Consider the following 21,674-nt stretch of genomic DNA (forward strand, 5'->3'; position numbering starts at 1 on the left):
GGCGACGAGTCTGTTGGGGCGAGCATGACCATCAAGGTCGTGATCGACGGCGCGTGCCGCGATAAAGCTACGGCTCTCGTGGAAACTCGGGCGTTGGCCGCTACGCAGGGGCGTCAGCTCGCTGTTAGCCGCATCATGGCCCATTGCGCCTCAAACAGGCTGCGCTCGTAATCGGGCATGTCGTAAGCGCCGAGGGTCGCCATCTCGGCCAGGCCGGCGGTGGCATCGCCGGTCTCCGCCAGAAGCAGGGCATACATCCGGCGAACTGGCACGACCATATTCGCAACGGCCAGCAAGTTCGGCAGGACCATCCCTTCCATAAACTGACGCGCCTGGCCGTGCTGGCCCATTTCGCGCATGTCGTCGACGAACTGCAGCGCCGTCTTCATGTAGGACCTGTGAGCGTTACCCAGAACATAGAACTTCAGTGCGAACATTCGATGCAACGGCTGGAGCCGCCGTAGCGCTTCGAGGGCATGACACTCCAGATCCAGCGCATCGCCGATATGGCGGAAATCGTCGTCCATATCCTCGTAGGGTGTGATCAAAGCGAGGATATCAGGCGGGTTCAGGCCGAGGATCCGGGCCTCGCTCAGGCCGAGGCGCCGGTAATAGCCGCGGATCACGCCGCCGACGGTCTTGGCCGCGTCGCCCGGTCGCTTCGCCTTCAATTGGGAGAAGGCGAGGTTGTAGTTGAGGACCAGGGTCTGCACCTCGGTCAGGTCCGGCAGGCGGGCGGCGCGGTCGTAGGCGGCGCGCACGGCCTTCATGTTGCCGGCCTCGCCCTGTGCGGCCATGACCTTCATCACCGCAGCCAGGGTCGCGACCTTGCCGAGGACGCCGGAGGCGAGGATCGGTTCGATGGCGGCGACCCGGGTTGCGAAGGTCTCCCAGCGCTCATAGCGCTGGTCCCAGAAGGCCAGGGCGTCGAGCGCCCAGAACCGTTCTTCCGGGTCCTCCACCGTCGCGGCATAGGTTTCGAGGACGGCGTAGAGCTCGACCGGATCGCCGCGCTCGTGGAACATCTCGAAGGTCGCCAGATCGACGAGGGTGTCGATCTGGCCGGTGCGGGCCAGCAGCCGCATCCAGACCGCGAAGCGCCCGAACCGGGCGTTCCCGACGAGGGACTCGCCGATCAGGTCGCGCAGGCTTTCGAGCAACGTCTGCTCGACCGCCGGGGTCTGGGCGAGTGCGGCGGCGGCCGGGATGCGGAATGCATCGTGCAGCCGCACGCCGTCTCCGCCGACGATCTGCACCAGGCCCGCGCGAATGAGCGATTTGACCGCCGGCTGGACACGCGCCGGCTCCCCGAGCTGGGCGCCGGCCCACGCTTTCACCTCCTCTCGCGTCAGGGGCGCGTCCAGCAGGCTCAAGGCGGAGGCGACCAGTTGTTCCGCCTCGCCCAGGTCTTCGAAGGCCCGTCGCAGGATGATCTCGGGGGCGGTCTCGACGGCCTGATCGCTGGCCTCGACCGCCGCGCAGAACGCGGCCGCATCGCCGCTGTAGTGATCGACCGCCAGGCGCGCGGCGCTCTGGATCAGCAAGGGCAGGGCCGACGTCAGGCGGACCAGTCGCGTGATGGTGGCCGCATCAATCCGTGCGCCGGCCGCATCGAACTCGGCCGCGATCGTGTCAGCGCTCCAGCCGGCGAGTTCTTGCCGCTGGATCGGCAACAGGAGGGCGAGCTCGTCGGTGCCTAGCCAGGGCTGGGCGATCATCACGAACCGGAGCGCGGGCGCCGCCGTCAGCAACTGGCGCAGCGCGCCGACATCCATCCGTTGGACATTGTCGAGCACGACCACGACCGGAATATTCTGTTGGGCCAACAGGGCGGCCAGATGCCTGAACAGGTCCAGACCGAACGCCTCCGGCAATGCCGCGATTGCCCGGGCGCTTTCGGGCTGCGTCAGAAATCGGGCCGCGAGCTCGCGGCCGAGGCTGTTGGCCACCGCCGCCGCCGGCAGGTCGCCGACGTCGAAATAGGCCAGCGGCGCCGCCGAATGACGGGCCGCGTGTGAGGCCCAGGCCGTCTTGCCTGCGCCGGAGAACCCCGTCAGCAGCCGCAGACGGTCGCCGTCGTCCAGGCGCGGCTCGTCCGGCTGCGGCCGGTAAGGCTGGGGCGGTTGCGGGAACGTCTGCAGCTGAACGACGAACTGCTCATAGAGGGCGGGGAGCTGATCGACCGTCACGCGACGGTCGCCCGCCCCGGTGGCGGCGTACTGGGCGACGGCCGCCAGTTTCCAGACTAGGGCCTCAGGCGGCAGTCCGGCGAAGGCCACGCCGGCCGCGGCCGCCTGGCAGGCAGCCAGCCCCGCCTCCAGGTCCGGCCAGGCGTCGGGCACGGGCAGATCGCTGGACTGCCCCGGCCAGGCGATCTGCACGTCGGCCGGCCAGTCGGCGGCGGCGAGGGCCTCGGCCAGCGGTCCGTTCGGTGCGACGTTGCTGACAATTAGGAACCGCGGCGCGCCCGGACGATCACCGCGGGCATGGGCGTCGCGCAGGTCGGCGAACCGCGCGAGCGCGCCGTCGACATCCCCGGAGGCGAGGGGGGCGGAGCGCGTCTTGACCTGTATGTAGAGGCGGCCCGTCGCCTGTACGAGTTCAACGTCCTCGTCGCGCTCCATCACCACGGCCGTGGCACCGGAGTTGGCCATGTTGAGCACGCAGGCGGCCGCATAGAGGTGCTGGTAGAGGAAGCCCCTGTGCAGGGCGCTGATCCGCACGAGTTGGCGGGGCTCGAGAACGTCTACATCGGCATCCTCAATCAGTTGGGGCATGGGGCGCGGTCATCGTCAAAGGGGTGAGGACCCGAGTGAGGTCCGTAGGGAGATGAAGCAGATTTTGCGCGAGGCGCCTGAGGCTGTCTTCGGGCGACAGGCCGCCCGGGTCGAGGACACGCAGAATGGTCGCGAGCGCCGCCCGCGTATCGCCGGTCTGCATCCTATGGTCAACGCATTGATGACCGCTGCTCACTTCCGCATCAAGTGTCGCTGCCCCCTAGGCTGGTCTCCAGGCACGCATATGCGGCGACGAATTCCCAACAACTTGCGGCCCGCCAGGAAAGCTCGATTTCGCGAATCCGGACACCGGCGGCGACCAGACGTCGCGAGCCAGACGTCGCGAGTATGTCGAAGGCCCGCAGGCCATCGGCCGGGAACCAGACACTCGGGCGTACACCTAACGTCGGCTTTCCGGCCGACAAGGAATGACCGCATCTGGCGCGTCGCCGACATCAGCGCGAATAGGCGAGGACACCTGACCATAAGCCGACGAAGCCCCTCCGGTGGGGCAAGAATGACGAACCCTCTTGGGAGGACTCATCAATGCGACCGCCCGACGGGAAGATGGCTCTTGTCATGATGCCCCATCGGCATCCATGCCGCTACGAGCACTCGGAGTGCAAGGTCTGCCTTGTTCACCATGCAGGAGTCCTGGATACATCGCGACGGGCGCGGGCTCGGCTCAGATCAGTGCGAAGGCGACCCCGCTCGCGGCGGTCAGGGCAACGACTATCCATGGTGTGCACTTCCACACCGTCAACAGAACGAAGCCGGCCAGCGCCACGAGGAAGTCGATCGGACTCAGGATCGCGCTGGTTCCTACTGGGGTATAGAGGGCGAAAGCGAGAATGCCGACGACCGCCGCGTTCGCACCGCGCATCGCCGCCTGGGCCGCCGGTCGGGCGCGCAGCAGGCTCCAGAACGGCAGCACGCCTGTCACCAGCAGCAATCCCGGCGCGAAGATCGCCACGAGACAAAGGGCGGCCCCAGCGAGTCCATTCGGAGAAGGCTCCATCACGGCGCCCAGATAGGCGGCGAAGGTGAAAAGCGGCCCCGGGACGGCTTGGGCTGCGCCATAGCCCGCAAGAAAGCCATTGGAATCGATCCAGCCGGGCTGCACCACGCCTTCTTCGAGCAGGGGCAGAACGACGTGACCGCCTCCGAAAACGAAGGCGCCGGCTCGATAGAAGACGTCCAGCAAGGCGACGCCGTGGAACCCTGTCGCCATGGAGGCGAGCGGTAGGCCCGCCAGAAGCAGAAGGAACAGGACCAGGGCCCCTGCGCCGGCGCGCCGTGAAATCGGGAAGCTTGCAGTCGCCCCTGGCGCGGCGGTCGTCGTGCGGCAAAGGCGCAGCCCCGCCAGACCGCCGAGGACGATAGCGACGATCTGGCCTGTCGCTCCGCCGAGCAACATCAGGATTACAACAGCGGCTAGGCCGATGACTGCTCTTTGCCAATCAGGGGTCAGGGTGCGGGCCATCCCCCAGACCGCCTGAGCGACCACAGCCACGGCCACCAGCTTCAGTCCATGAAGCAGGCCCATTCCAACTGGCCCGTGGAGCGAGGCTGCGCCCATGGCGAACAAGACCAGAAGCGCGGCGGACGGCAGCGTGAAGGCGCACCATGCCGCAACGCCACCCAATGGGCCGGCGCGCCACAAGCCCAAGGCGTAGCCCACTTGGCTGGAGGCCGGCCCTGGCAGGAATTGGCACATGGCGACCAGGTCGGCGTATCCGGCTTCATCGATCCAACGGCGTCGAGCGACCAACTCGTTCCGGAAATAGCCGAGGTGCGCGACGGGGCCGCCGAACGACGTGAGGCCGAGTTTGAGGAAGACCGCGAAGACCTCTGCCGGCGAGCCGGTCAGGGGCGCGCTCAGGCGTCTGTGGGCTGCTTTGGATTCGCCGCTGATTTCCGTGGCCATTCTCCAGCAATCCAGTCTGATGCTACGCAGACCTGATCGCGATCGCTGACAGGTCATTGGCCGCATCGATCGGCACGCCCGACGCCTTTCGCTCGGAATAGCGATCCACCAACTGACCTGCGTGCCACCGCGTCAAGACGGTGAAGCGCACCAGTTCCTCCATCACATCGACGATGCGATCGTAGTAGCTGGACGGCTTCATGCGGCCGTCGTCGTCGAACTCCAGGAAGGCCTTGGCGACGCTGGACTGGTTGGGGATGGTGATCATCCGCATCCAGCGGCCGAGCAGGCGCAGGGTGTTGACCGCGTTGAAACTCTGCGAGCCGCCGGAGACCTGCATGACGGCAAGGGTGCGGCCCTGAGTCGGGCGCATACCGCCCATGCTCAGCGGCAGGTGATCGATCTGAAGCTTCATGATCCCGGAAATCTGGCCGTGGCGCTCAGGGCTGCTCCAGACCATGCCCTCCGACCACAGGGCGTGCTCGCGCAGCTCGTGAACGGCGGGATGGTCGTCGTAATCGACCTGATCCGTCAGCGGGAGGTCAGACGGATCGAAGATGCGCGTCTCGCAGCCCATGAAGCGCAGCAGGCGCGCGGCCTCCTCGACGGCCAAGCGCGAGAAAGAGCGATCCCGCAGCGAACCGTAGAGCAGCAGGATGCGCGGCGGATGATCGTTCGGGCCGAGGCCCAGAGCGGGCTGGCTGGACAGGTAAGCCGGGTCGAGCGCGGGCAGATGGTCAGGATCAGGCAGGTCGCGAAGGCGGGTCATTGGGAACGCAAATCCTTAAACATGAAGGTCGCGGAAACGGGGCACAGGCCGCTGAACTGGCGGGAGGCGGCGATGGCGGCCGGCGCCGCTGAACGCGGCAGAATGACGTAGCCCTGCCGCTGGAAGAAGGCCGTCGCCGAAGTCGTGAGCAGGTAGAGGGCGGTCGCCTTCTGTTCGGCCGCCCTGGCTTCCAGCCACGAGAGGACCTCCGCGCCCAGACCGCTGCCGCGACGGGCGTCGACGACGACGATGGAGCGGATCAGGGCATCCGAGCCGACCTGCTCGAGTCCGCCAAAGCCGATCAGCCCGCCATCGTCCTCGAAACGGTAGAAGCGCCGACCGGACTCGTGAAGATCGTCTGTGGGGAGACCAGCGGCCTCCAGCACAGTGATTAGGTCGGGCGTCGGATCGGGCAGTGCCACGGCGTTGAAGGCCATTAGCAGGCGTCCTTCTTCGGGGCGGTCGCGGGGAAGTAGCGACGGCCCAGCCACAGGGCGACCGACACCAGCAAGATCAGCACCGGCACCTCGACCAGCGGGCCGATGACGGCGGCGAAGGCGACCGGCGAGGCCAGTCCGAACGCTGCGATGGCGACGGCGATCGCCAGTTCGAAATTGTTGGAGGCGGCGGTGAAGGCCAGGGCCGTGGTGCGCGGATATTCGGCCTCGATCAGCCGCCCCATCAGGAAGCTGACCACGAACATGACGAAGAAGTAGATCGTCAGGGGGATGGCGATGCGCAGGGCGTCCAGCGGCAGGGCGACCACCTCGCCGCCCTTGAGGCTGAACATGGCGACGATGGTGAACAGCAGGGCGATCAGGGTGATCGGCGCGATGCGCGGCAGGAAGCGTGTCTCGTACCAGTCGTTCCCCTTCCTCGCGACCAGGGTCCGTCGGGTCAGGAAGCCGCCGAGGAAGGGCAGGCCCAGATAGACCAGGACAGCGCCAGCGATGGTCCAGACGCTGACGTCGACCACGCTGCTCTCCAGCCCGAACAGGGGCGGTAGAATGGTCAGGAACAGCCAAGCGTAGAGGCTGAAGAAGGCGATCTGGAAGATCGAGTTGAAGGCGACCAAGCCCGCCACATACTGATTATCTCCGCGCGCCAACTGGTTCCAGACCAGCACCATGGCGATGCAGCGGGCCAGGCCGATCAGGATGACGCCGGTCATGTATTCCGGCTGATCGCGCAGGAAGATGACCGCCAGGACGAACATCAGCACCGGCCCCAGCACCCAGTTCTGGAACAGGGAGAGCAGCAGCACGCGCTTGTCAGCGAAGACGCGCGGCAGTTCCTCGTACTTCACGCGCGCCAGCGGCGGATACATCATCAGGATCAGACCTATGGCGATGGGGATGTTAGTCGTCCCCACCGACAGACCGTCGATCCAAGCGGGAAGCCCCGGCGCGACCGTGCCCAACAGTACGCCCAGCGCCATGGCAGCGAAAATCCACAAGGTCAGCCAGCGATCTAGGAAGGACAGGCGGCGCTTCGGCTGTTCAGTGATGACGGCGTCGACCATCAGCGGACCCTCCGGCCCTCGGCATCGATGACGACTTCGCCGTTCTCCTTTGTGAAGGGCTTGAGTCCTTCTGAAGGCAGAAGGTCGAGGACCGCTTCGGACGGGCGACATAGCTTCACGCCTAGCGGCGCGACCACGATCGGACGGTTCAGCAGAATCGGGTGTGCTTCGATGGCGTCCAGAATCTGGTCATCGGTCAAATCAGGGTCTCCGAGGACCAGTTCGGTGAAGGGGGTGCCCTTCTCGCGCAGAAGGCCGCGCAGGGGGACGCCCATCCGTTCGACCAGCGCCTGGATCATGGCGCGGTTGGGCGGCGTCTTCAGATACTCGATGACTTGCGGCTCGATTCCGACGTGTCGGATCAGGGCCAGGGCGTTGCGCGACGTGCCGCAGGCAGGGTTGTGATAGATGACGACGTCCATGGTGTCCTCATGCGCGGCAGAGCGAGAGTTCGGCCAGTAGCGGCTCGCACAGTTCGGCGCGGCCCTGGCAGCAGTCCTTCAGCAGGAACAGGACCAGCGCCTGGAGGCGATCCAGGTCCGCCCGGTAGATGATCGACCGGCTGTGGCGCTCCGAATTGACCAGGCCGGCGCGGGACAGAACCCCGAGGTGCGCCGACATGGTGTTGGCGGGCACCGCCAGGGCATCCGCGATCTCGCCGGCGGGTAGGCCTTCGGGTTCGTGCCGCACCAGCAGACGGAAGGCCTCAAGGCGTGTCGGTTGGGCTAGGGCGGCAAGAGCGAGGATGGCGGCTTCGGATTCCATGATTCCAAAATAATGGAATTAATGGTGTCGTCAACCAAGCCGGGAACGCTAAGCAAGGATGGAATGTCAGCTGTCCGTCGAGAAGCCAATGACTGCTCCTGGCGCTTAGCTGGCTCGCCCCGTGGCCCACCGTCGGCATCAATCAGCCAGCCATCGACACTGGGAGCTCTGGCAGGGCACCTGCCGATGAGGCCCGGTCAGGACGATCCGGCAAAAAATCTCTCCTGACGCATGGTCCAGTGTACAAACTTCGCCGCCAGTCCCTTCAGGGCTGCTCGCAGCGAACGTTGATATGTTCAGTCTAAGGAGATGGCTTGAGGACGGGCGGCCCGGAACTGGGGCCACGCCTGCAGAAGCACCTTGATCGCCGACCGGAAGAAGAGGAGGGCGATCACGCCGCCGACCAGGATGTCAGGCCAGCCGGCGCTGAACAGATGCACGCCTCCGGCGGCGACGATGACGCCGGTATTGGCGATCACGTCGTTGCGCGAACACTCGAAGGTGCTGGACAGGTTCACGTCCCGGTTCCGGTGGCGATAGAGCAGCGCCAGGCAGACGAGATTGGCGACGAGGGCGATCACCCCGAACAGGCCCATAGTTTCAGCGGTCGGAGTGACGTCGCCCGCCACCTTGCGGACGACCTCCACGAAGACCCAGACGCCGAAGGCGGCGATGACGCCCGCCTTGACCAAGGCGGCGCCAGCGCGCCACCGCAGACTCCGGTTCAGGGCGTAGAGGCTCAGGCCGTAGACCAAGGCGTCGCCGAGCATGTCGATCGAATCAGCCATCAGGGCGGTGGACTGCGCGACGAGGCCGGCGCCGAATTCGGCGAAGAACATGACCACGTTGATCGCCAGAACCAGGATCAGGACACGACGCACGTCGGCATGGGCGCCGAGGGCGGCGATCTCGTCCCCTTTGGCCGAACAGCAGTCGTCACCCGCCAAATGGGCAGTCGGTGCCGGTTCAGTCTCGTTGGTCGAGCCGCAGGCGGTCGGTCCAGAACAACAGTACTGGGCGTCTGTGGGGGCGGGAGAGGGTGGCCGGCTCGAGCAGACGGCCTTCTCCGGCGCATCGGAAGAGGGCTTTGCGGAGGATGGGCAGCAGTCGGACATGAGGAACCAGGGTTGCGAATAGGGTTCGCCGACCGATATGCGACCTATAGCGGGTATAGGTTCAAGGGCATGGCCGAGAATTTCTCCATTGGCGATCTGGGGCGGCGCACGGGGTGCAAGGTGGTCACCATCCGTTATTATGAGCGGATCGGCGTCCTCGAGGCACCCCGTCGTGGCGAAGGCGGTCATCGCATCTATGGCCAGGACCATCTGGACCGGCTCGCCTTTGTGCGGCGCGCGCGAGATCTCGGCTTCTCCCTGGATGCTGTCCGAAGCCTGTTGAGCCTGTCAGGAGGGCCCACCTCTGCCCCTTGCGGGGCGGCCGACGCCGTCGCCATGGAGCATCTTGCAGAGGTGCGCGCCAAGATCATGGACCTGCGTCGGCTGGAGGACACCCTCGTCTCTGTCCTGGATCGCTGCGGCCGGACGACCGTCGAGGACTGTCGGGTGCTGGACGCCCTACGTGAGACGCCTCAGCCAGAGGACGCCGTCTCGGCGCCTTGAGCATGACCTGAGGGACCGGAGGCCTCGCTTGGGCGCGAAGCGCCGGCGTCGCCGTGAGCCGCGCCGGGCGGGCCGTGATAGTGGCGTAAAGGATTCAGGTCGTCGCGCACGGCGTAGAGAAAGCCGGAGCCTCCAAGCCAGAGCAGGCTGAACAGAAGGGTCAGGGCTAGGCCCGGACGGGCGCGTGGAGCGAGCCGCAGACCGGCCAGGGCAAGGAGGGGAAGGCCGACGCCTATACCACGTGCACCGGCCATCCGAGCGTGCTGAAGCAGAAGATGGCGAAGGTGAGAACAGCGCCGGCGCTCACCAAGCTCGCCGTCAGGACAGCGAGCCCGTCAAGAAGCGGGTTCGGCCGGGGCGGCGGAGGGCGTCTGCCGCGACGCTTGCCGGGCCGGCCTTCCTTCCATCGAACGGTGCGCGCCATGTCAGGCGCCGCTCTCCGGCGCAGGCTGAGTTTCGCGTCGCGCCAGCCAGAGGCGCATTCGAAGGATTTCCGTGTCGCGCGCCCGGATGAGGTCCTGGGCCAGCCCACGAGCGTCCTTGTCGGAGCCGTGCTGCAACTGGATCCGGGCCAGGGCGATCTCGCCCTCATGATGAGCGATCATGGCGCGCATGAAGTCGACGTCGGCGTCGCCGGTCCAGCGAATGTCAGTGGCCTGGTGAAGACGTTCATTGGCCTCCTTGAAAGAGCGGGTCGAGGCCGCGTCTCCCAGGGCGTCGGCATGGCCGGCGTGCTCGTCGATCGGCTGGACGGCCGCAGCCGCCGGACGATCGGGCGGGGATTGACGCGACATCATGCCGAACAGAAAGGCTGCAGCCGCCAGGAAGGCTGCGATGAGGGTGAGCCAGCTAAGGCGTTTCATGGGCTTTATCCCGGATAGGATGCGGGCGCCTGGCGATCGCGGTAGGCGAGCAGGCGCAGGGCGTTGAACACCACTAAGAGGGTGGAGCCTTCGTGCAGGGCGACGGCCGGGCCGATGCCGAGACCGAGGATGGTGGCTGGCACGAGGAAGGCGACCACGCCGAGGCTGACGAACAGGTTCTGGCGGATGACGGTTCGGGTGCGACGGCTCAGGCCGACCGTGAAGGGAAGATTGGACAGATCATCGGCCATGAGGGCCACGTCGGCGGTTTCCAGAGCGACGTCGGAGCCCGCCGCGCCCATGGCCACGCCGACCGTGGCCGTGGCCATGGCGGGGGCGTCGTTGACCCCGTCGCCGACCATGGCGACCTTGGTCTCGGCGCGGAGGCGCTTGATCGCCTCGACCTTGTCGTCCGGCATGAGGTCGCCCCAGGCCTCCGTCAGGCCGACCTGGCCGGCGATGGCTTCGGCCGCCTTCTGGTGGTCGCCCGAGATCATGATCATGCGCCGGACGCCCAGGGCTCTCAGTCTTGTCAGGGCGTCGCGCGCGGCCGCACGCGGCGTGTCCAGCAGGCCGATCACGCCGAGATCGCGTTCGCCCTGGCGCACCACCATCAGGGTGCGGCCCTGGGCGCGGAGGCGATCGACCGCCTCGGTCGCCTGGACGCTCAGAACCGGCACGCCGTCCGATCCGAACATCTCGGGCTTGCCGATCTGGACCGTGACGCCCTCGAGCTCGGCGGCGACGCCCTTGCCGGTCAGGCTCTGCAGGCTTGAAGCGGCAGGGACGGCGGCGCCGTCGAGACGCGCCGCGCCGTCCCGGGCGATGGCTTCAGCCAAGGGGTGATCGCTGAGCCGTTCCACGGCGACCGCCACCGTCAGCAGGGCGCGTTCGTCGGCGCCGTCGACGGGGATGACGTCGGTGATCCGCGGGCGGCCTTCCGTCAGGGTACCGGTCTTGTCGAAGGCGATAGCGTCGACGGCGCCGAGGCTCTCAAGCGGCGCGCCGCCCTTGATCAGGACGCCGGCGCGAGCGGCGCGGGCGACGCCCGACAGGACGGCGCTCGGCGTGGCGATAGCCAGGGCGCAGGGGCTGGCGGCCACCAGGACCGCCATGGCGCGGTAGAAGCTGTCGCGGAAGGGTTCGTCGACCACCACCCAGGCGAAGAGCAGGATGAAGGCCAGGCCCAGGACGAGAGGGACGAAGACGCGCTCGAACCGGTCGGTGAACCTTTGTGTGGGCGACTTCTGGGTCTCCGCCTCGCTGACCATGCGCACGACCTTGGCCAAGGTGGTGTCGCTGGACTTGCGGGTGGTCTCGATCTCGATGGCGCCGGCGCCGTTGATCGTCCCGGCGAAAACGGCGGATGCGGCGAGGATGGAGGCGGGGCGGGCCCGGGCCTCGGCGAGATCATCGACCGGCTGCTTGTCGACCGGCATGCTCTCCCCAGTGACGGGGGCCTGATTGATGCTGGTGGCCCCCTTGATGACGAAGCCGTCGGCGGGCAGGCGTTCATTGGGCCTGACCACCACCACCTCGCCGACTTCAAGCGCCTCGACCGGTATCTCGATCACCTCGCCGTCACGCCGCACCCTGGCGGTGCGCGGGGCGAGTTCCGCCAAGGCCTCGATGGCGCGCTTGGCCCGGCCCATGGCGTAGTGCTCCAGGGCGTGGCCGAGGCTGAAGAGAAAGAGGAGCAGGGCGCCTTCCGCCCAGGCGCCGAGCGCCGCCGCCCCCGCCGCCGCCACCAGCATCAGGGTGTCGATCTCGAAGCGCTTGCGCCTGAGGTTGTCGATCGCTTCGCGCACGGTGAAGAAGCCGCCCAGGCCGTAAGCGCTGAGGAAGAGCGCGAGCGGGATCCAGCCCGGCAGGCCCGACGCCAGTTTTTCCAGGGCGAAGCCGAGGCCCAGGGTGCCGCCGGCGGCAAGGGCGAAGATCAGTTCGGTGTTGGCGCCGAAAATCCCTCCGTGGGCGTGATCATGGTCGGCGTGATCCTCCTTCCCGGGATCGTGGTCGTGGCCGGCGTGGTCGTCTGCGGCGTGTTCAGCCCTGGCCGGGAAGGGCTGGGGGGAGAAGGTCAGGCCGTGGCCGGCGAGCGTCTTGATCAGCTGGTCGCGGGTGATCCGGTTCTGGTCGAACTCGACGCGGACCGCGCCGGCGGCGTCGAGGCCGACCTCAAGGAGGCCGGGCTCCGCCTTGAGGTCGGCCTCGAGCGAACGGGCGTGCCGCGCATGGCGCACGCCTTGGGTCCAGCCGACCAGGTGGCCGAAGCGACGGCTGATCTCGACCCCGGCCTGGAGCGCCTTGCGGCGCACCTCGTCCGGCGACAGGAGTTTGGCGTCGTAGTGCAGGCAGAGCTGGGGCCCGGTCGGGGATTCCGCGACGTGGATCTGGGACAGGCCGGGCGCGCCGGTCAGGCGTTTGACGAGGCGCTCGACGCAGGCGTCCAAGGCGTCGGGCGCTTCGGGGAGAAGGACCGGTATGTCGAGTCTGACGGTGCTAGGCATGCTTGAACTCCTCGGATGCGGAAGAGGGGGCTGAAGGCTAGGGGGCGCGTGACTCGGCCTGGACGTCGCGCTCGTGCGAAGCGAGGCGAACGGCGGCGCCCGCAAGGAAGGCGAGGGCCGCAAGAAGCGCCGCGAGAGAGGTCACAAGACGCTGGCGTTCCATGCTCCGTCTCAGGGCAGTTGGAAGATGACGCTGAACCAGCCGAACTGTTGCAGGCCTTCCAGCAATTCGAACAGGGGCAGGGCGAGAAGAAAGACGAGGCCGTCTCTCAGGGTGCGAAGGAAGAAGGCGGGTCGGACGGTGAGTTCCGCCTCATCGCGCCACAGACGGAGATCCGGAAGGAAACGCGGCGTCCGGAGGCGGTACCGTTCATAGGTCGCGCCAAAGGCGCCGGCGAGGAAGCGCTCCTCCCTTTCGACGACCGCCCGGAAGACCCCCCAGCAGGCCAGGGCGAACACAAGGCCGATGGTCAGGCTGCCCGACATGGCGCCGACGCCGAAGGCGCCGATGAAGCTGAAGACGTAGAGCGGATTGCGACAGAGGGAATAGGGGCCGTTCGAGACGATCTCCTGTTTCTTGCGACCGCCGATGTAGAGGGAGCACCAGGCGCGGCCAAAGATGCAGATCATGATGGCGATAAGGCCGAGGTGTTCGACGGGGTGTTCAAATTCGGGGCGGGCCCTGACCAGGGGCGTCCATGCCAGGAGAGCGAAAAGGCCCGCCAGGATGAAGAGCTTGCGCCATTTCTGGACGCCCTGGATGTCGATCGGGACGGCGGTGCCGTCACGCCCGTGTTGTTCGGGAAGATTCACGAGATTGCTCCTTCAACTGCGACGCTGCGTGCGTCGCGGAGGATGTCCATTCCGCCCTTGAAGGCGATGCCGGCGACGATCAGGCCTACCGCCAGATCCGGCCAGGCCTGATCCATGACCATGACCAGTCCGCCGGCGACGAGGATGCCCCCGTTCGAGGCGAAGTCATTGAAGCTGAAGGTTCGCGCCGCCCGCAGGTTGACGTCGTCGCCGTCTTGACGCCTGAGCAAGGCGAGGCAGATCAGGTTCACGGCCGCCGCGATGACGGCCAGGCCCATCATGGTCCAGCCGACCGGTTCGGTCCCGACGATCCAGCGCCGTCCGACGTCCAGCAGGACGCCGGCGGCGAAGATCAGCAGCATGATCCCCGACAACCGGGCGGCGCGGGTTTTCCAGATCATCGCCCGACCGACGGCCAGGAAGCTGATCAGATAGACCGCGGCGTCGGAGCCGTTGTCGAGCGCGTTGGCGAGGAGGGCGCTGGAGTCGGCGAACAGGCCGCCGACTCCGAGACCCACGAACAGGAGGACGTTGAGCGCCAGCACGACGAGAAGCGTGCGACGTTGAAGCATCTCCTGTTCCTGGGATCCGCCCATCAGTCCTCGATCCCTTCTGCCTTGCGATGACGGACCGCCTTGGCGGCGAAGGTCGGCAGGACCAGCAGCGTCAGGGCCGTGGCCGTCAGAAGGCCGCCGATGACCACGGTGGCCAAGGGTTTCTGGACGTCAGCGCCGGCTCCCGAAGCGATCGCCATGGGAATGAAGCCGACGATGGCCACCAGGGCTGTGGTCAGGACCGCGCGCAGGCGGCTGAAGGCGCCGAAGAGGGCGGCGTCGTGCGGGTTCTGTCCCGTCTGAAGCCGCTCTCGAATGGCCTGCATCAGCACCAGACCGTTCAGGGTCGCGACGCCCGACACGGCGATAAAGCCGACCGCCGCCGAGACCGAGAAGGGCATGCCCCTGAGCAGGAGGGCGAGCGCCCCGCCGACCAGCGCCAGAGGCACGCAGGCGAACACCAGCCCTGCCTCCGCGAAGGATCCCAGGGCCATAAACAGCAGGATGCCGATCAGGACGAAGACCACAGGGATGACTAGGCCCAGCCGCTGTTCGGCCCGCTTCAGGTTCTCGAACTGCCCGCCCCATTTGAGCGAATAGCCGGTCGGAAGCTTGACCTGGGCGCCGACCCTGTCTTGGGCGTCCCCGACGAAGCCGCCCAGATCGCGGCCGCGCACATTGGCCTGGACCACCATGCGGCGGCTGCCGTCGTTGCGACTGATCTGGTTCTGACCCTCGGCCACCTGGATGCGGGCGACCGAGGACAGGGGCACCGTCAGGCCGGTCGAGGTCGTGACCGGCAGGGCGGCGAGGGCGGCGGGATCGTTCCGCTGGGCGTCGTCCAGACGGACCACGACGTCGAAACGGCGGTCGCCCTCGAAGATCTGCCCCGCCTCGGCGCCGCCGACAGCGGCCGAGACCGCTTCCGACACGTCCGCAGCCGCCAGGCCGTAGTTGGCCGCCGCGAAGCGGTCGACGCTGACCGTCAGGGTCGGCAGACCTGACGCCTGCTCCACGCGAACGTCCGCCGCGCCCGGTGTGGCGCGCAGCGCGTTGGCCACTTGGTCGGCCGTCGCCTGGAGCTGGGCGAAGTCGTCGCCATAGACCATGACGGCCAGATCGGTGCGGACCCCCGAGATCAGCTCGTTGAAGCGCAGCTCGATCGGCTGGCTGAACTCGAAGCTGTTGCCCAGCTGGGTCGAGGCGGCCTTTTCGATGCGGGCGATCAACTCCTCCTTCGGCAGTTTCGGATCAGGCCATTCCTTGCGGTTCTTCAGCACGATGACGGCGTCGGAGATGTTCGCCGGCATGGGGTCGACCGCCGCCTCCGCGGTCCCCGTTCGGGAGAACATGGTCTTGACCTCGGGTTGGGCCTTGATGACACGCTCCAGCGCCATCTGCATGGCTAGGGATTGCTCCAGCGAGGCCGAGGGCACGCGCAGGGCCTGCATGGCGATGTCGCCTTCGTCCAGGGTCGGGATGAACTCCCGGCCGAGCGTGGTGAAGGCGACGCCGCCGATCACGAGGGCGCCGACTGCGGCGGCGAGGACCACCTTGGGGCGATCGACGGCCGCACGGATGGCCGGTTCGATCCAGCGGCGCGCGTGGCGCAGCAGGAAGGTTTCATGCTCCAGGGCTTCTCCCTTGTCATCGACATGGACGGTCTTGGGTTCGCGCACGAGCAGGGCCGTCATGGCCGGGACGAAGGTGAAGGAGAAGATGAAGGCGCCGACCAGGGCCAGCATGACCGTGGCGCCCATGGGGATGAAGGTCTTGCCCTCGACCCCTTCCAGCATCAGCAGGGGGGTGAAGACCAGCAGGATGATCAGCTGGCCGAAGGCGGCGGGCTTGACCATCTGGCGCGCGGCGCTGGCGGCGACGCCCAGACGTTCGTGGCGGGTCAGGGCGCGGCCCACATCCGCTCGGCGCTGGCTGAGCATGAGCAGGGTGTTCTCGACCACCACCACGGCGCCGTCGACCAGCAGGCCGAAATCGAGGGCGCCGAGGCTCATCAGGTTTCCGCTGATGCCAAAACGGTTCATGCCGATGACCGCGAACAGGAAGCTGATCGGGATCATCAGGGCCGTGATCGTCGCGGCGCGGATGTTCCCCAGCAGCAGGAACAGCACGACGATGACCAGCAGCGCCCCTTCGGTCAGGTTCTTGGCCACCGTCTTGATGGTGGAGTTGACCAGGGCGCTGCGGTTCAGCACGGGTTCGGCCACGATGTCGGGCGGCAGGCTGGCGCCCACCTCCTGGAGCCGGTCCGCAGCCGACTGGGCCACGGTGCGGCTGTTTTCGCCCGCCAGCATCAGGGCCGTGCCGATGACCGCCTCATGGCCGTCGCGGCTGGCCCCGCCCAGACGCGGCGCCTGGCCGATCTCGACCACGGCCACGTCGGCGACGCGGACGACCAGGCCGTTGCGGTTGACCACGGGGGCCTGGGCCAGATCTTCGATGGTCTGGGCCAGGGCGTCGGTGCGGACGGTCAAGGCTTCGCCCGCCCGTTGCACATAGCCGGCCCCCGCCTGGTTGTTGGCACGGTCCAGGGCCTGGATCAGGTCGTTGAGGCCCAGGCCGTAGCCGGCCAGGCGCGCGGGGTCAGGACGGACAGCGTATTCCTTCACATACCCGCCGTTGACGTCCACGCCCGCCAGGCCCTTGGCCGTGCGCATGCGCGGCGCGATGATCCAGTCCTGCACGGTGCGAAGATAGGTCGCCCTCGCCTGGGGGGTCGCCAGCCGCTCGCCGTCGGGCGTCAGATAGGCCCCGTCGGGCTGCCAGCCGGGCTGGCCGACCCGCGCCTTTTTGGCGTCGAAAGGCTTGAAGTCGACCGTCCACATCAGGACCTCGCCCAGACCCGTAGTGATCGGGGCCAGACCGGGCTCGACGCCCTCGGGCAGGTTTTCGCGGGCTTGGGCCATCCGTTCGGCCACCTGCTGACGGGCGAAATAGATGTCGGTCTGGTCGGTGAAGATGACCGTCACCTGGCTGAAACCGTTGCGGGTCAGGGAGCGGGTTGATTGCAGGCCGGGAATGCCGGCCATGGCCGTTTCCAGCGGATAGGTGACCTGGCGCTCCATCTGTTCAGGGGCCAGGGCCGGGGCTACGGTGTTGATCTGCACCTGGCGGTTGGTGATGTCGGGCACGGCGTCGATCGGCAGCTTGGTGAGCTGGAACAGGCCCCAGGCCGCGACCAGCGTCGTGGCGAGGACGATGAACCAGCGGAAGCGGACGGACGCCTCGATAATGGCTTTGAACATTGTCGCTCCCCCTAGTGGCCGTGCTCGGCTTCGCCCTTGGCCAGTTCGGCCTTGAGCAGGAAGGCGTTGGTCGAGGCGACGCGTTCGGCTCCGGTCAGGCCGCGCAGGATCTCGGTGGAGCCCCCGGCCTGACGGCCCGCGAGGACGGGCTGTGCGCGGAAGCCGTGATCATTCTGGACGAAGACCACGGTGGCGCCGTCGACTGTCTGCACCGCTTCGGACGGCACGGTCAGGGCGTCGCCGGCAGGATTTCCGGTGACCACGGCGCCGGTGACGGGCGAACCCGCCGGCGGCAGGCCGCCGCCGTCCGGACGGGCGCGGATCACGGTCGCGCCGCTATCCTGCAAGCCGGCGTCGGCCGCGACCCCGACCACCAGGGCGTCGAACTCGCCCTGTGGGCCGGTGACGCGCATGTGTGAGCCGACACGGACCTGGGCCGCCAGTTGCGGCGGGGCGTTGAAGACGAGTTCGACGCGGGCCGGATTGGTCACCTCGGCGACCACGCCGCCCTGGGCCACGAAGCCGCCCGGGCCCACCTGGACGTTGGTGACAACGCCCGAGATGGGGCTGACCACGCTCATCCGGCCCGAGGCGTTGGGCGAGCCGGCGGCCGTCGCCCGCGCCCGCGCGGCGCGGGCCATGGCCTCAGCGCTGGCGGCCTGGGCCTGGGAGGCCTCGACCTCCTGACGGGCGACAACGCCCTGGTCGGCCAGGTTGCGGTTGCGCTGGAAGGCCTGGCGGGCCGCCGTCGCCGCCGCCGAGGCGGCGTCGATATCGGCGCGCAGGGCGGCGCCTTCGCCGCTGACGAGGCTGACCAGGGGCTGGCCGGCGCGAACCGCCTGGCCCGGCGCCACCAGCACGCGCTCGACCGTGCCGCCGACCATGGCGCCGACGGCGGCGCGCGCGTCCGTCATGGCCTCGACCCGGCCGGACAGGCGCGTCTCGCCGCCGCCGCCGCGGGACACCGCCACGACGGAGATGCCGGCCGCCTTGAGCTGTTCGGCGCTGAGCTCGACCACGCCTTCCGGGGTCTCGCCTTCGTCGGCGTGGCCCGCTTCGCCCTCGGCCTGGTCCGCGGCCTTCGGCGGAGCGGCTTTTTCCGCCTGCGTCGCCGTCGGCTTCTGCAGGGTCATATAGAGCCCCCCGCCGCCCAGAAGGACCAGGGCGGCGACGCCGCCGATCAACAGGGTCTTGTTGGATGTCTTGAGGCGCATCAGGAGTTTCCTTGGAACGGGGCGCGGCCTTCCAGGCGCGCCAGATCGATTTCGGCGCGGACGCGCGAGAGGCGAGCGTCGACGGCGGCGGAGCGTGCGTTGATCAGGGCGGTGCGGCTGACGCGCAGTTCGAGCTGGGAGATGCGTCCGGCGTCTGCGCCGAGCCGCGACAGGCGGTAGGCTTCTTCGGCCGCCTTCACCCCTGCGTCGGCCGCCGAGACACGGCTGCCTGAGGAGGCGAGGCGGGCCGTCGCGGCCGACCGGTCTGCATTGGCGTCCTGCCGCGCCTGGAGGACGCGGGCCTCGGCGGCGCGGAACTCGGCTCGGGCCGCATCAATATTGCCGCGGTTCCTATTAAACAGGGGCAGGGGTAGGCTGAGGCCGACAGTCAAGGCGGTCTCGTCCTCCAAGCCGTACCGGGTCACGCCGACGCTGGCGGTGACGTCTGGTCGGCCGTTGATGCGCTCGACCTCGATGCGGCGCTCGGCGGCCGTGGCCTCGGACTCCGCGACACGGACCGTCGGGGCGCTGTCGACCGGAGTCGGTTGGACGCTGACTGCGGCGTCGAGCAGGCTGGCCTCGATCGAGGTGGCCGGAGCGGGCAGCATGGCGACAGCAGTCAGTCGGGCTAGGGCGGCCTGGCGTTCGGCCTGGGCTTCGTCCAGGCGGGCCCGGGCGGCGGCGGCTTCGCTCTCGGCCTGGACCCCGCGCAGGAGAGGCTCGCGTCCTTCCTCGACAAGGGCCAGGGCGGCGCGCGCGTCCGCCAGTGCCAGGGAAAGACCTTCCTCGGCCAGTTGGGTCCGGCGCTGGGCGGCTTCGGCCTCGGCGTAGGTCAGGGCCAGTCGGCCGCCAGCGTCAATGAGGGTCAGGTCGCGACGAAGAGCCGCTGATCCTGCTTCGGCCCGGGCGACGTTCACTCGCGCCGGCCTGCGCCCCCACAGTTCGAGATCCTGGCTGAAGGAGAGGCTGAGATCAGCCGCGCCGAAACCAGAGTAGGGACCCGAGCCGCCGACATTCTCGGCGGTGAGGGAAAGATTGGGATTGGGCCGAACGCGGGCCTGTCGAACACGGGCCTCGGCGGCGTCGACCAGGGCGACCGCTTCGGATGCGGCCGGCGTCTGGTCCAGGCGGGCCAGGAGTTCGGCATAGGCGGGCGCAGGCTCGGCCCAGGCCGGCCCGGCCGCAAGGGCGGCGAGCACGACCAGCGCGCAGCCGGCCGCGAGGCGCGGCCGACGACGAATTGTCGGAGACATGTTTGGACTTCCAGAATTGATTCAGAAGGAGGGCGCGCGAAGGCGCAGGCTTCTGATCAGGCTCTGGGAGGGCGCTTGAGGCCGTTGGGGGCGAAGGACACGGTCGTGTCGTCGCCGGGGATCAAGCGCGGGGCAGGCGCATGCGGCGCCGTCACGTCGACTTCGGGGATGGCGTGACGCTCGCTGGCCGTATGGTGGCAATGGCCGTGTGCGCAGGCCCCAGGTTCGGCGCCCTGGCCGTCATGCGTATCGCCGGGATGAGCATCGAGCACCTGCTCGAGAGCGGGGATCTCGGGGGCGCAGGCTGCGGCATCGGTCGCCGGAATCACGGCGAAGACGGCGATGACCAAGGTCAGCGCCGCAAAAATTCTCGCCAATCTGATTATCGACCGAGACATCAGGGCGTAGCTAACGGTGTCAGGCAACCATGGCAATCTGTTATAAGGTTCGCTTTGGAGCCGACTTATCTTGTTCGATACCTACGCATGAACAACCTCAGGCTGGGTAAGGCCCCAGCACAGCCCGTTCCAGTCTTCAACCGCGCTGACATCCAAATCCAGACGGCTTGGCTGTGCCTTAAGCCCTGGTCGGATCATCCGCAGATCATTTCTGGCAGCGGTTATTAACGATGCTAGGACGCCAATCCCTGACAGGCGAGTGCGTCCGCTACCTTATTTACGGAAGTATCAACCTTCTCTTGTTGGTGCAGCTTTGAACGTGATCCGAAGCCCAGCCGCTTTCCATAGAGTAACGACTGTAGCGAATGGTGGACTTCGCTTGCCGGAGAGGAGTCCTATAACTCTCTGTGACGTCAACCCTGCTGCTTTCGCTACATCCCCCAGCAACCCAAACTCCTCTAAGTCCTCGATAAAACACAGCAGTGCGGCGCTTGGACCTTCTGAGGCAAGGGCTGCGTTCATTCGCGCGGCCATGTGAAGCTGAACGTCGTGAACCGGCGTCATTACAGGTTCTTATATGCTTCGGTGTCGATATCCTCATGCCACTCGCTGAAAGCTGCAAAAGGATCACCTCCGCGTGGTTGATGTGCAGGTTGCGAACTGGCGCGTCTAGGAACGCTGTTCTGATCGGCTTTTGAAACCCCTTCAGTCTCGGATGCCGTTGAGGCCCGGCGCCCGGTCGTTGCCTTGCTTCGACCCGCCATCGTTACATCCCTAGGGGAAACGCTCCGCCTATTGGCGATCATGACGACTTTGGTAGCAAACTGCCGTGCGGCCTCGGAGATCGACTCGTTCATGAATTTCCCCGTGCTCGCGGCCTGCGAAGCCAACGCCAGAAATGCAGCATCCAACGCCTGGCTATTGCGAAACGCATCGCCCCCCAAATGGCGCATCAGCGAGTACTGGAATCCTGCAATCTCGAAATACATACCGAATATCCGTCCGCGCCCTGGATCCGTACGCAAATAGCCTAGTGGTAGTTGGGGCGGCGGCATGGGAGGACCTCCGCTGGCGAGGTTACTAACTATGACGTCATGATGCTGGCCAGTGATTTGGCTGAGCGCCTCGATCCGTTCAGCTAGCTCGGGCGATGGCGTGAATTGTATGGCGGCCACATCGATCGGGATGGCCAACCATGTTGGGGATGGTGCGACTAGCTCGACTGCGGCGCGCATCGAGACTAGGTCCGCAACGTACTGGGGCAGCGAGATACCCTCATTACGCGCCATTGCAGACAATTCACCACAGGCCGAATTGGCCACCAGAACCGTCCAGGCTGGGGAGGTGTCGGCTTCAGAATCCGGAGCATCAGTGAGGACCATGGAATGCTACTTAACGTCTGTCGACGTAAAGTCATCATCCATCGACGT

Annotated in this window: 18 protein-coding genes; 1 reads left to right on the forward strand and 17 read right to left on the reverse strand. The window is 67.2% G+C overall.

Annotated features, from left to right (window positions below; translation table 11 throughout):
- Positions 1–113: 113 nt before the first annotated feature.
- The 8 genes from B3D50_RS08550 to B3D50_RS08585 form a co-directional block, all read right to left on the reverse strand.
- Complete coding sequence (locus B3D50_RS08550; protein WP_286950772.1) at positions 114–2,777, reverse strand: AAA family ATPase; 2,664 nt, start codon at positions 2,775–2,777, stop codon at positions 114–116.
- Positions 2,778–3,462: 685 nt separating this feature from the next.
- The gene (gene chrA / locus B3D50_RS08555) at positions 3,463–4,704 is read right to left on the reverse strand and encodes a chromate efflux transporter (RefSeq protein ID WP_003163811.1); all 1,242 of its coding nucleotides are present in this window, start codon (positions 4,702–4,704) and stop codon (positions 3,463–3,465) included.
- A gap of 22 nt (positions 4,705–4,726) precedes the next feature.
- Positions 4,727–5,473 carry an arsenical resistance protein ArsH gene (gene arsH / locus B3D50_RS08560; protein WP_286950773.1) on the reverse strand — a complete coding sequence of 249 codons (747 nt, stop codon included), beginning with the start codon at positions 5,471–5,473 and terminating at the stop codon, positions 4,727–4,729.
- Entirely contained in the window at positions 5,470–5,910 is a 441-nt protein-coding gene (gene arsN2, locus B3D50_RS08565) for an arsenic resistance N-acetyltransferase ArsN2 (RefSeq protein ID WP_286950774.1), read from the reverse strand. Before arsN2 ends, arsH begins: the two co-directional genes overlap by 4 nt.
- Positions 5,910–6,995: an ACR3 family arsenite efflux transporter gene (arsB, locus tag B3D50_RS08570; protein WP_286950776.1), complete on the reverse strand. Its 1,086-nt coding sequence runs from the start codon at positions 6,993–6,995 to the stop codon at positions 5,910–5,912. Before arsB ends, arsN2 begins: the two co-directional genes overlap by 1 nt.
- Positions 6,995–7,417 carry an arsenate reductase (glutaredoxin) gene (arsC, locus tag B3D50_RS08575; RefSeq protein ID WP_286950777.1) on the reverse strand — a complete coding sequence of 141 codons (423 nt, stop codon included), beginning with the start codon at positions 7,415–7,417 and terminating at the stop codon, positions 6,995–6,997. Before arsC ends, arsB begins: the two co-directional genes overlap by 1 nt.
- 7 nt (positions 7,418–7,424) lie before the next feature.
- On the reverse strand, positions 7,425–7,760 hold the full coding sequence (locus tag B3D50_RS08580; protein ID WP_003163806.1) for an ArsR/SmtB family transcription factor: 336 nt from the start codon (positions 7,758–7,760) through the stop codon (positions 7,425–7,427).
- A 296-nt stretch (positions 7,761–8,056) separates the two neighbouring features.
- The gene (locus tag B3D50_RS08585; RefSeq protein ID WP_025977024.1) at positions 8,057–8,707 is read right to left on the reverse strand and encodes a cation transporter; all 651 of its coding nucleotides are present in this window, start codon (positions 8,705–8,707) and stop codon (positions 8,057–8,059) included.
- A gap of 237 nt (positions 8,708–8,944) precedes the next feature.
- On the opposite strand from B3D50_RS08585, the gene B3D50_RS08590 reads away from it, so the two are divergent.
- Positions 8,945–9,379, forward strand: a complete 435-nt coding sequence (locus B3D50_RS08590) for a MerR family transcriptional regulator (protein WP_025977023.1) — start codon at positions 8,945–8,947, stop codon at positions 9,377–9,379.
- Between the two features lie 425 nt (positions 9,380–9,804).
- Here the strand turns inward: B3D50_RS08590 and B3D50_RS08595 are convergent, their stop codons facing one another.
- The 9 genes from B3D50_RS08595 to B3D50_RS08635 form a co-directional block, all read right to left on the reverse strand.
- Entirely contained in the window at positions 9,805–10,242 is a 438-nt protein-coding gene (locus tag B3D50_RS08595; RefSeq protein ID WP_025977022.1) for a DUF305 domain-containing protein, read from the reverse strand.
- 5 nt (positions 10,243–10,247) lie between these two features.
- Entirely contained in the window at positions 10,248–12,749 is a 2,502-nt protein-coding gene (locus B3D50_RS08600) for a heavy metal translocating P-type ATPase (protein ID WP_025977021.1), read from the reverse strand.
- Positions 12,750–12,920: 171 nt separating this feature from the next.
- On the reverse strand, positions 12,921–13,562 hold the full coding sequence (locus B3D50_RS08605) for a methyltransferase family protein (RefSeq protein ID WP_025977020.1): 642 nt from the start codon (positions 13,560–13,562) through the stop codon (positions 12,921–12,923).
- Positions 13,559–14,134: a cation transporter gene (locus B3D50_RS08610; RefSeq protein ID WP_234288684.1), complete on the reverse strand. Its 576-nt coding sequence runs from the start codon at positions 14,132–14,134 to the stop codon at positions 13,559–13,561. Before B3D50_RS08610 ends, B3D50_RS08605 begins: the two co-directional genes overlap by 4 nt.
- Positions 14,135–14,157: 23 nt before the next feature.
- The gene (locus B3D50_RS08615) at positions 14,158–17,379 is read right to left on the reverse strand and encodes an efflux RND transporter permease subunit (protein ID WP_025977018.1); all 3,222 of its coding nucleotides are present in this window, start codon (positions 17,377–17,379) and stop codon (positions 14,158–14,160) included.
- An 11-nt stretch (positions 17,380–17,390) separates the two neighbouring features.
- Entirely contained in the window at positions 17,391–18,593 is a 1,203-nt protein-coding gene (locus tag B3D50_RS08620) for an efflux RND transporter periplasmic adaptor subunit (RefSeq protein ID WP_025977017.1), read from the reverse strand.
- Positions 18,593–19,846, reverse strand: coding sequence for a TolC family protein (locus tag B3D50_RS08625; RefSeq protein ID WP_025977016.1), 1,254 nt, complete (start codon positions 19,844–19,846; stop codon positions 18,593–18,595). The genes B3D50_RS08620 and B3D50_RS08625 overlap by 1 nt, the downstream gene beginning before the upstream one ends.
- A gap of 56 nt (positions 19,847–19,902) precedes the next feature.
- Complete coding sequence (locus B3D50_RS08630; protein ID WP_143276087.1) at positions 19,903–20,223, reverse strand: hypothetical protein; 321 nt, start codon at positions 20,221–20,223, stop codon at positions 19,903–19,905.
- Positions 20,224–20,807: 584 nt separating this feature from the next.
- A complete protein-coding gene (locus B3D50_RS08635) occupies positions 20,808–21,626 on the reverse strand; it encodes a hypothetical protein (protein WP_145915902.1) in 819 nt (272 codons plus the stop codon).
- Positions 21,627–21,674: the final 48 nt, after the last annotated feature.

The organism is Brevundimonas sp. UBA7507, assembly GCF_002478355.1.
GTDB classification, from domain to species: domain Bacteria; phylum Pseudomonadota; class Alphaproteobacteria; order Caulobacterales; family Caulobacteraceae; genus Brevundimonas; species Brevundimonas diminuta_D.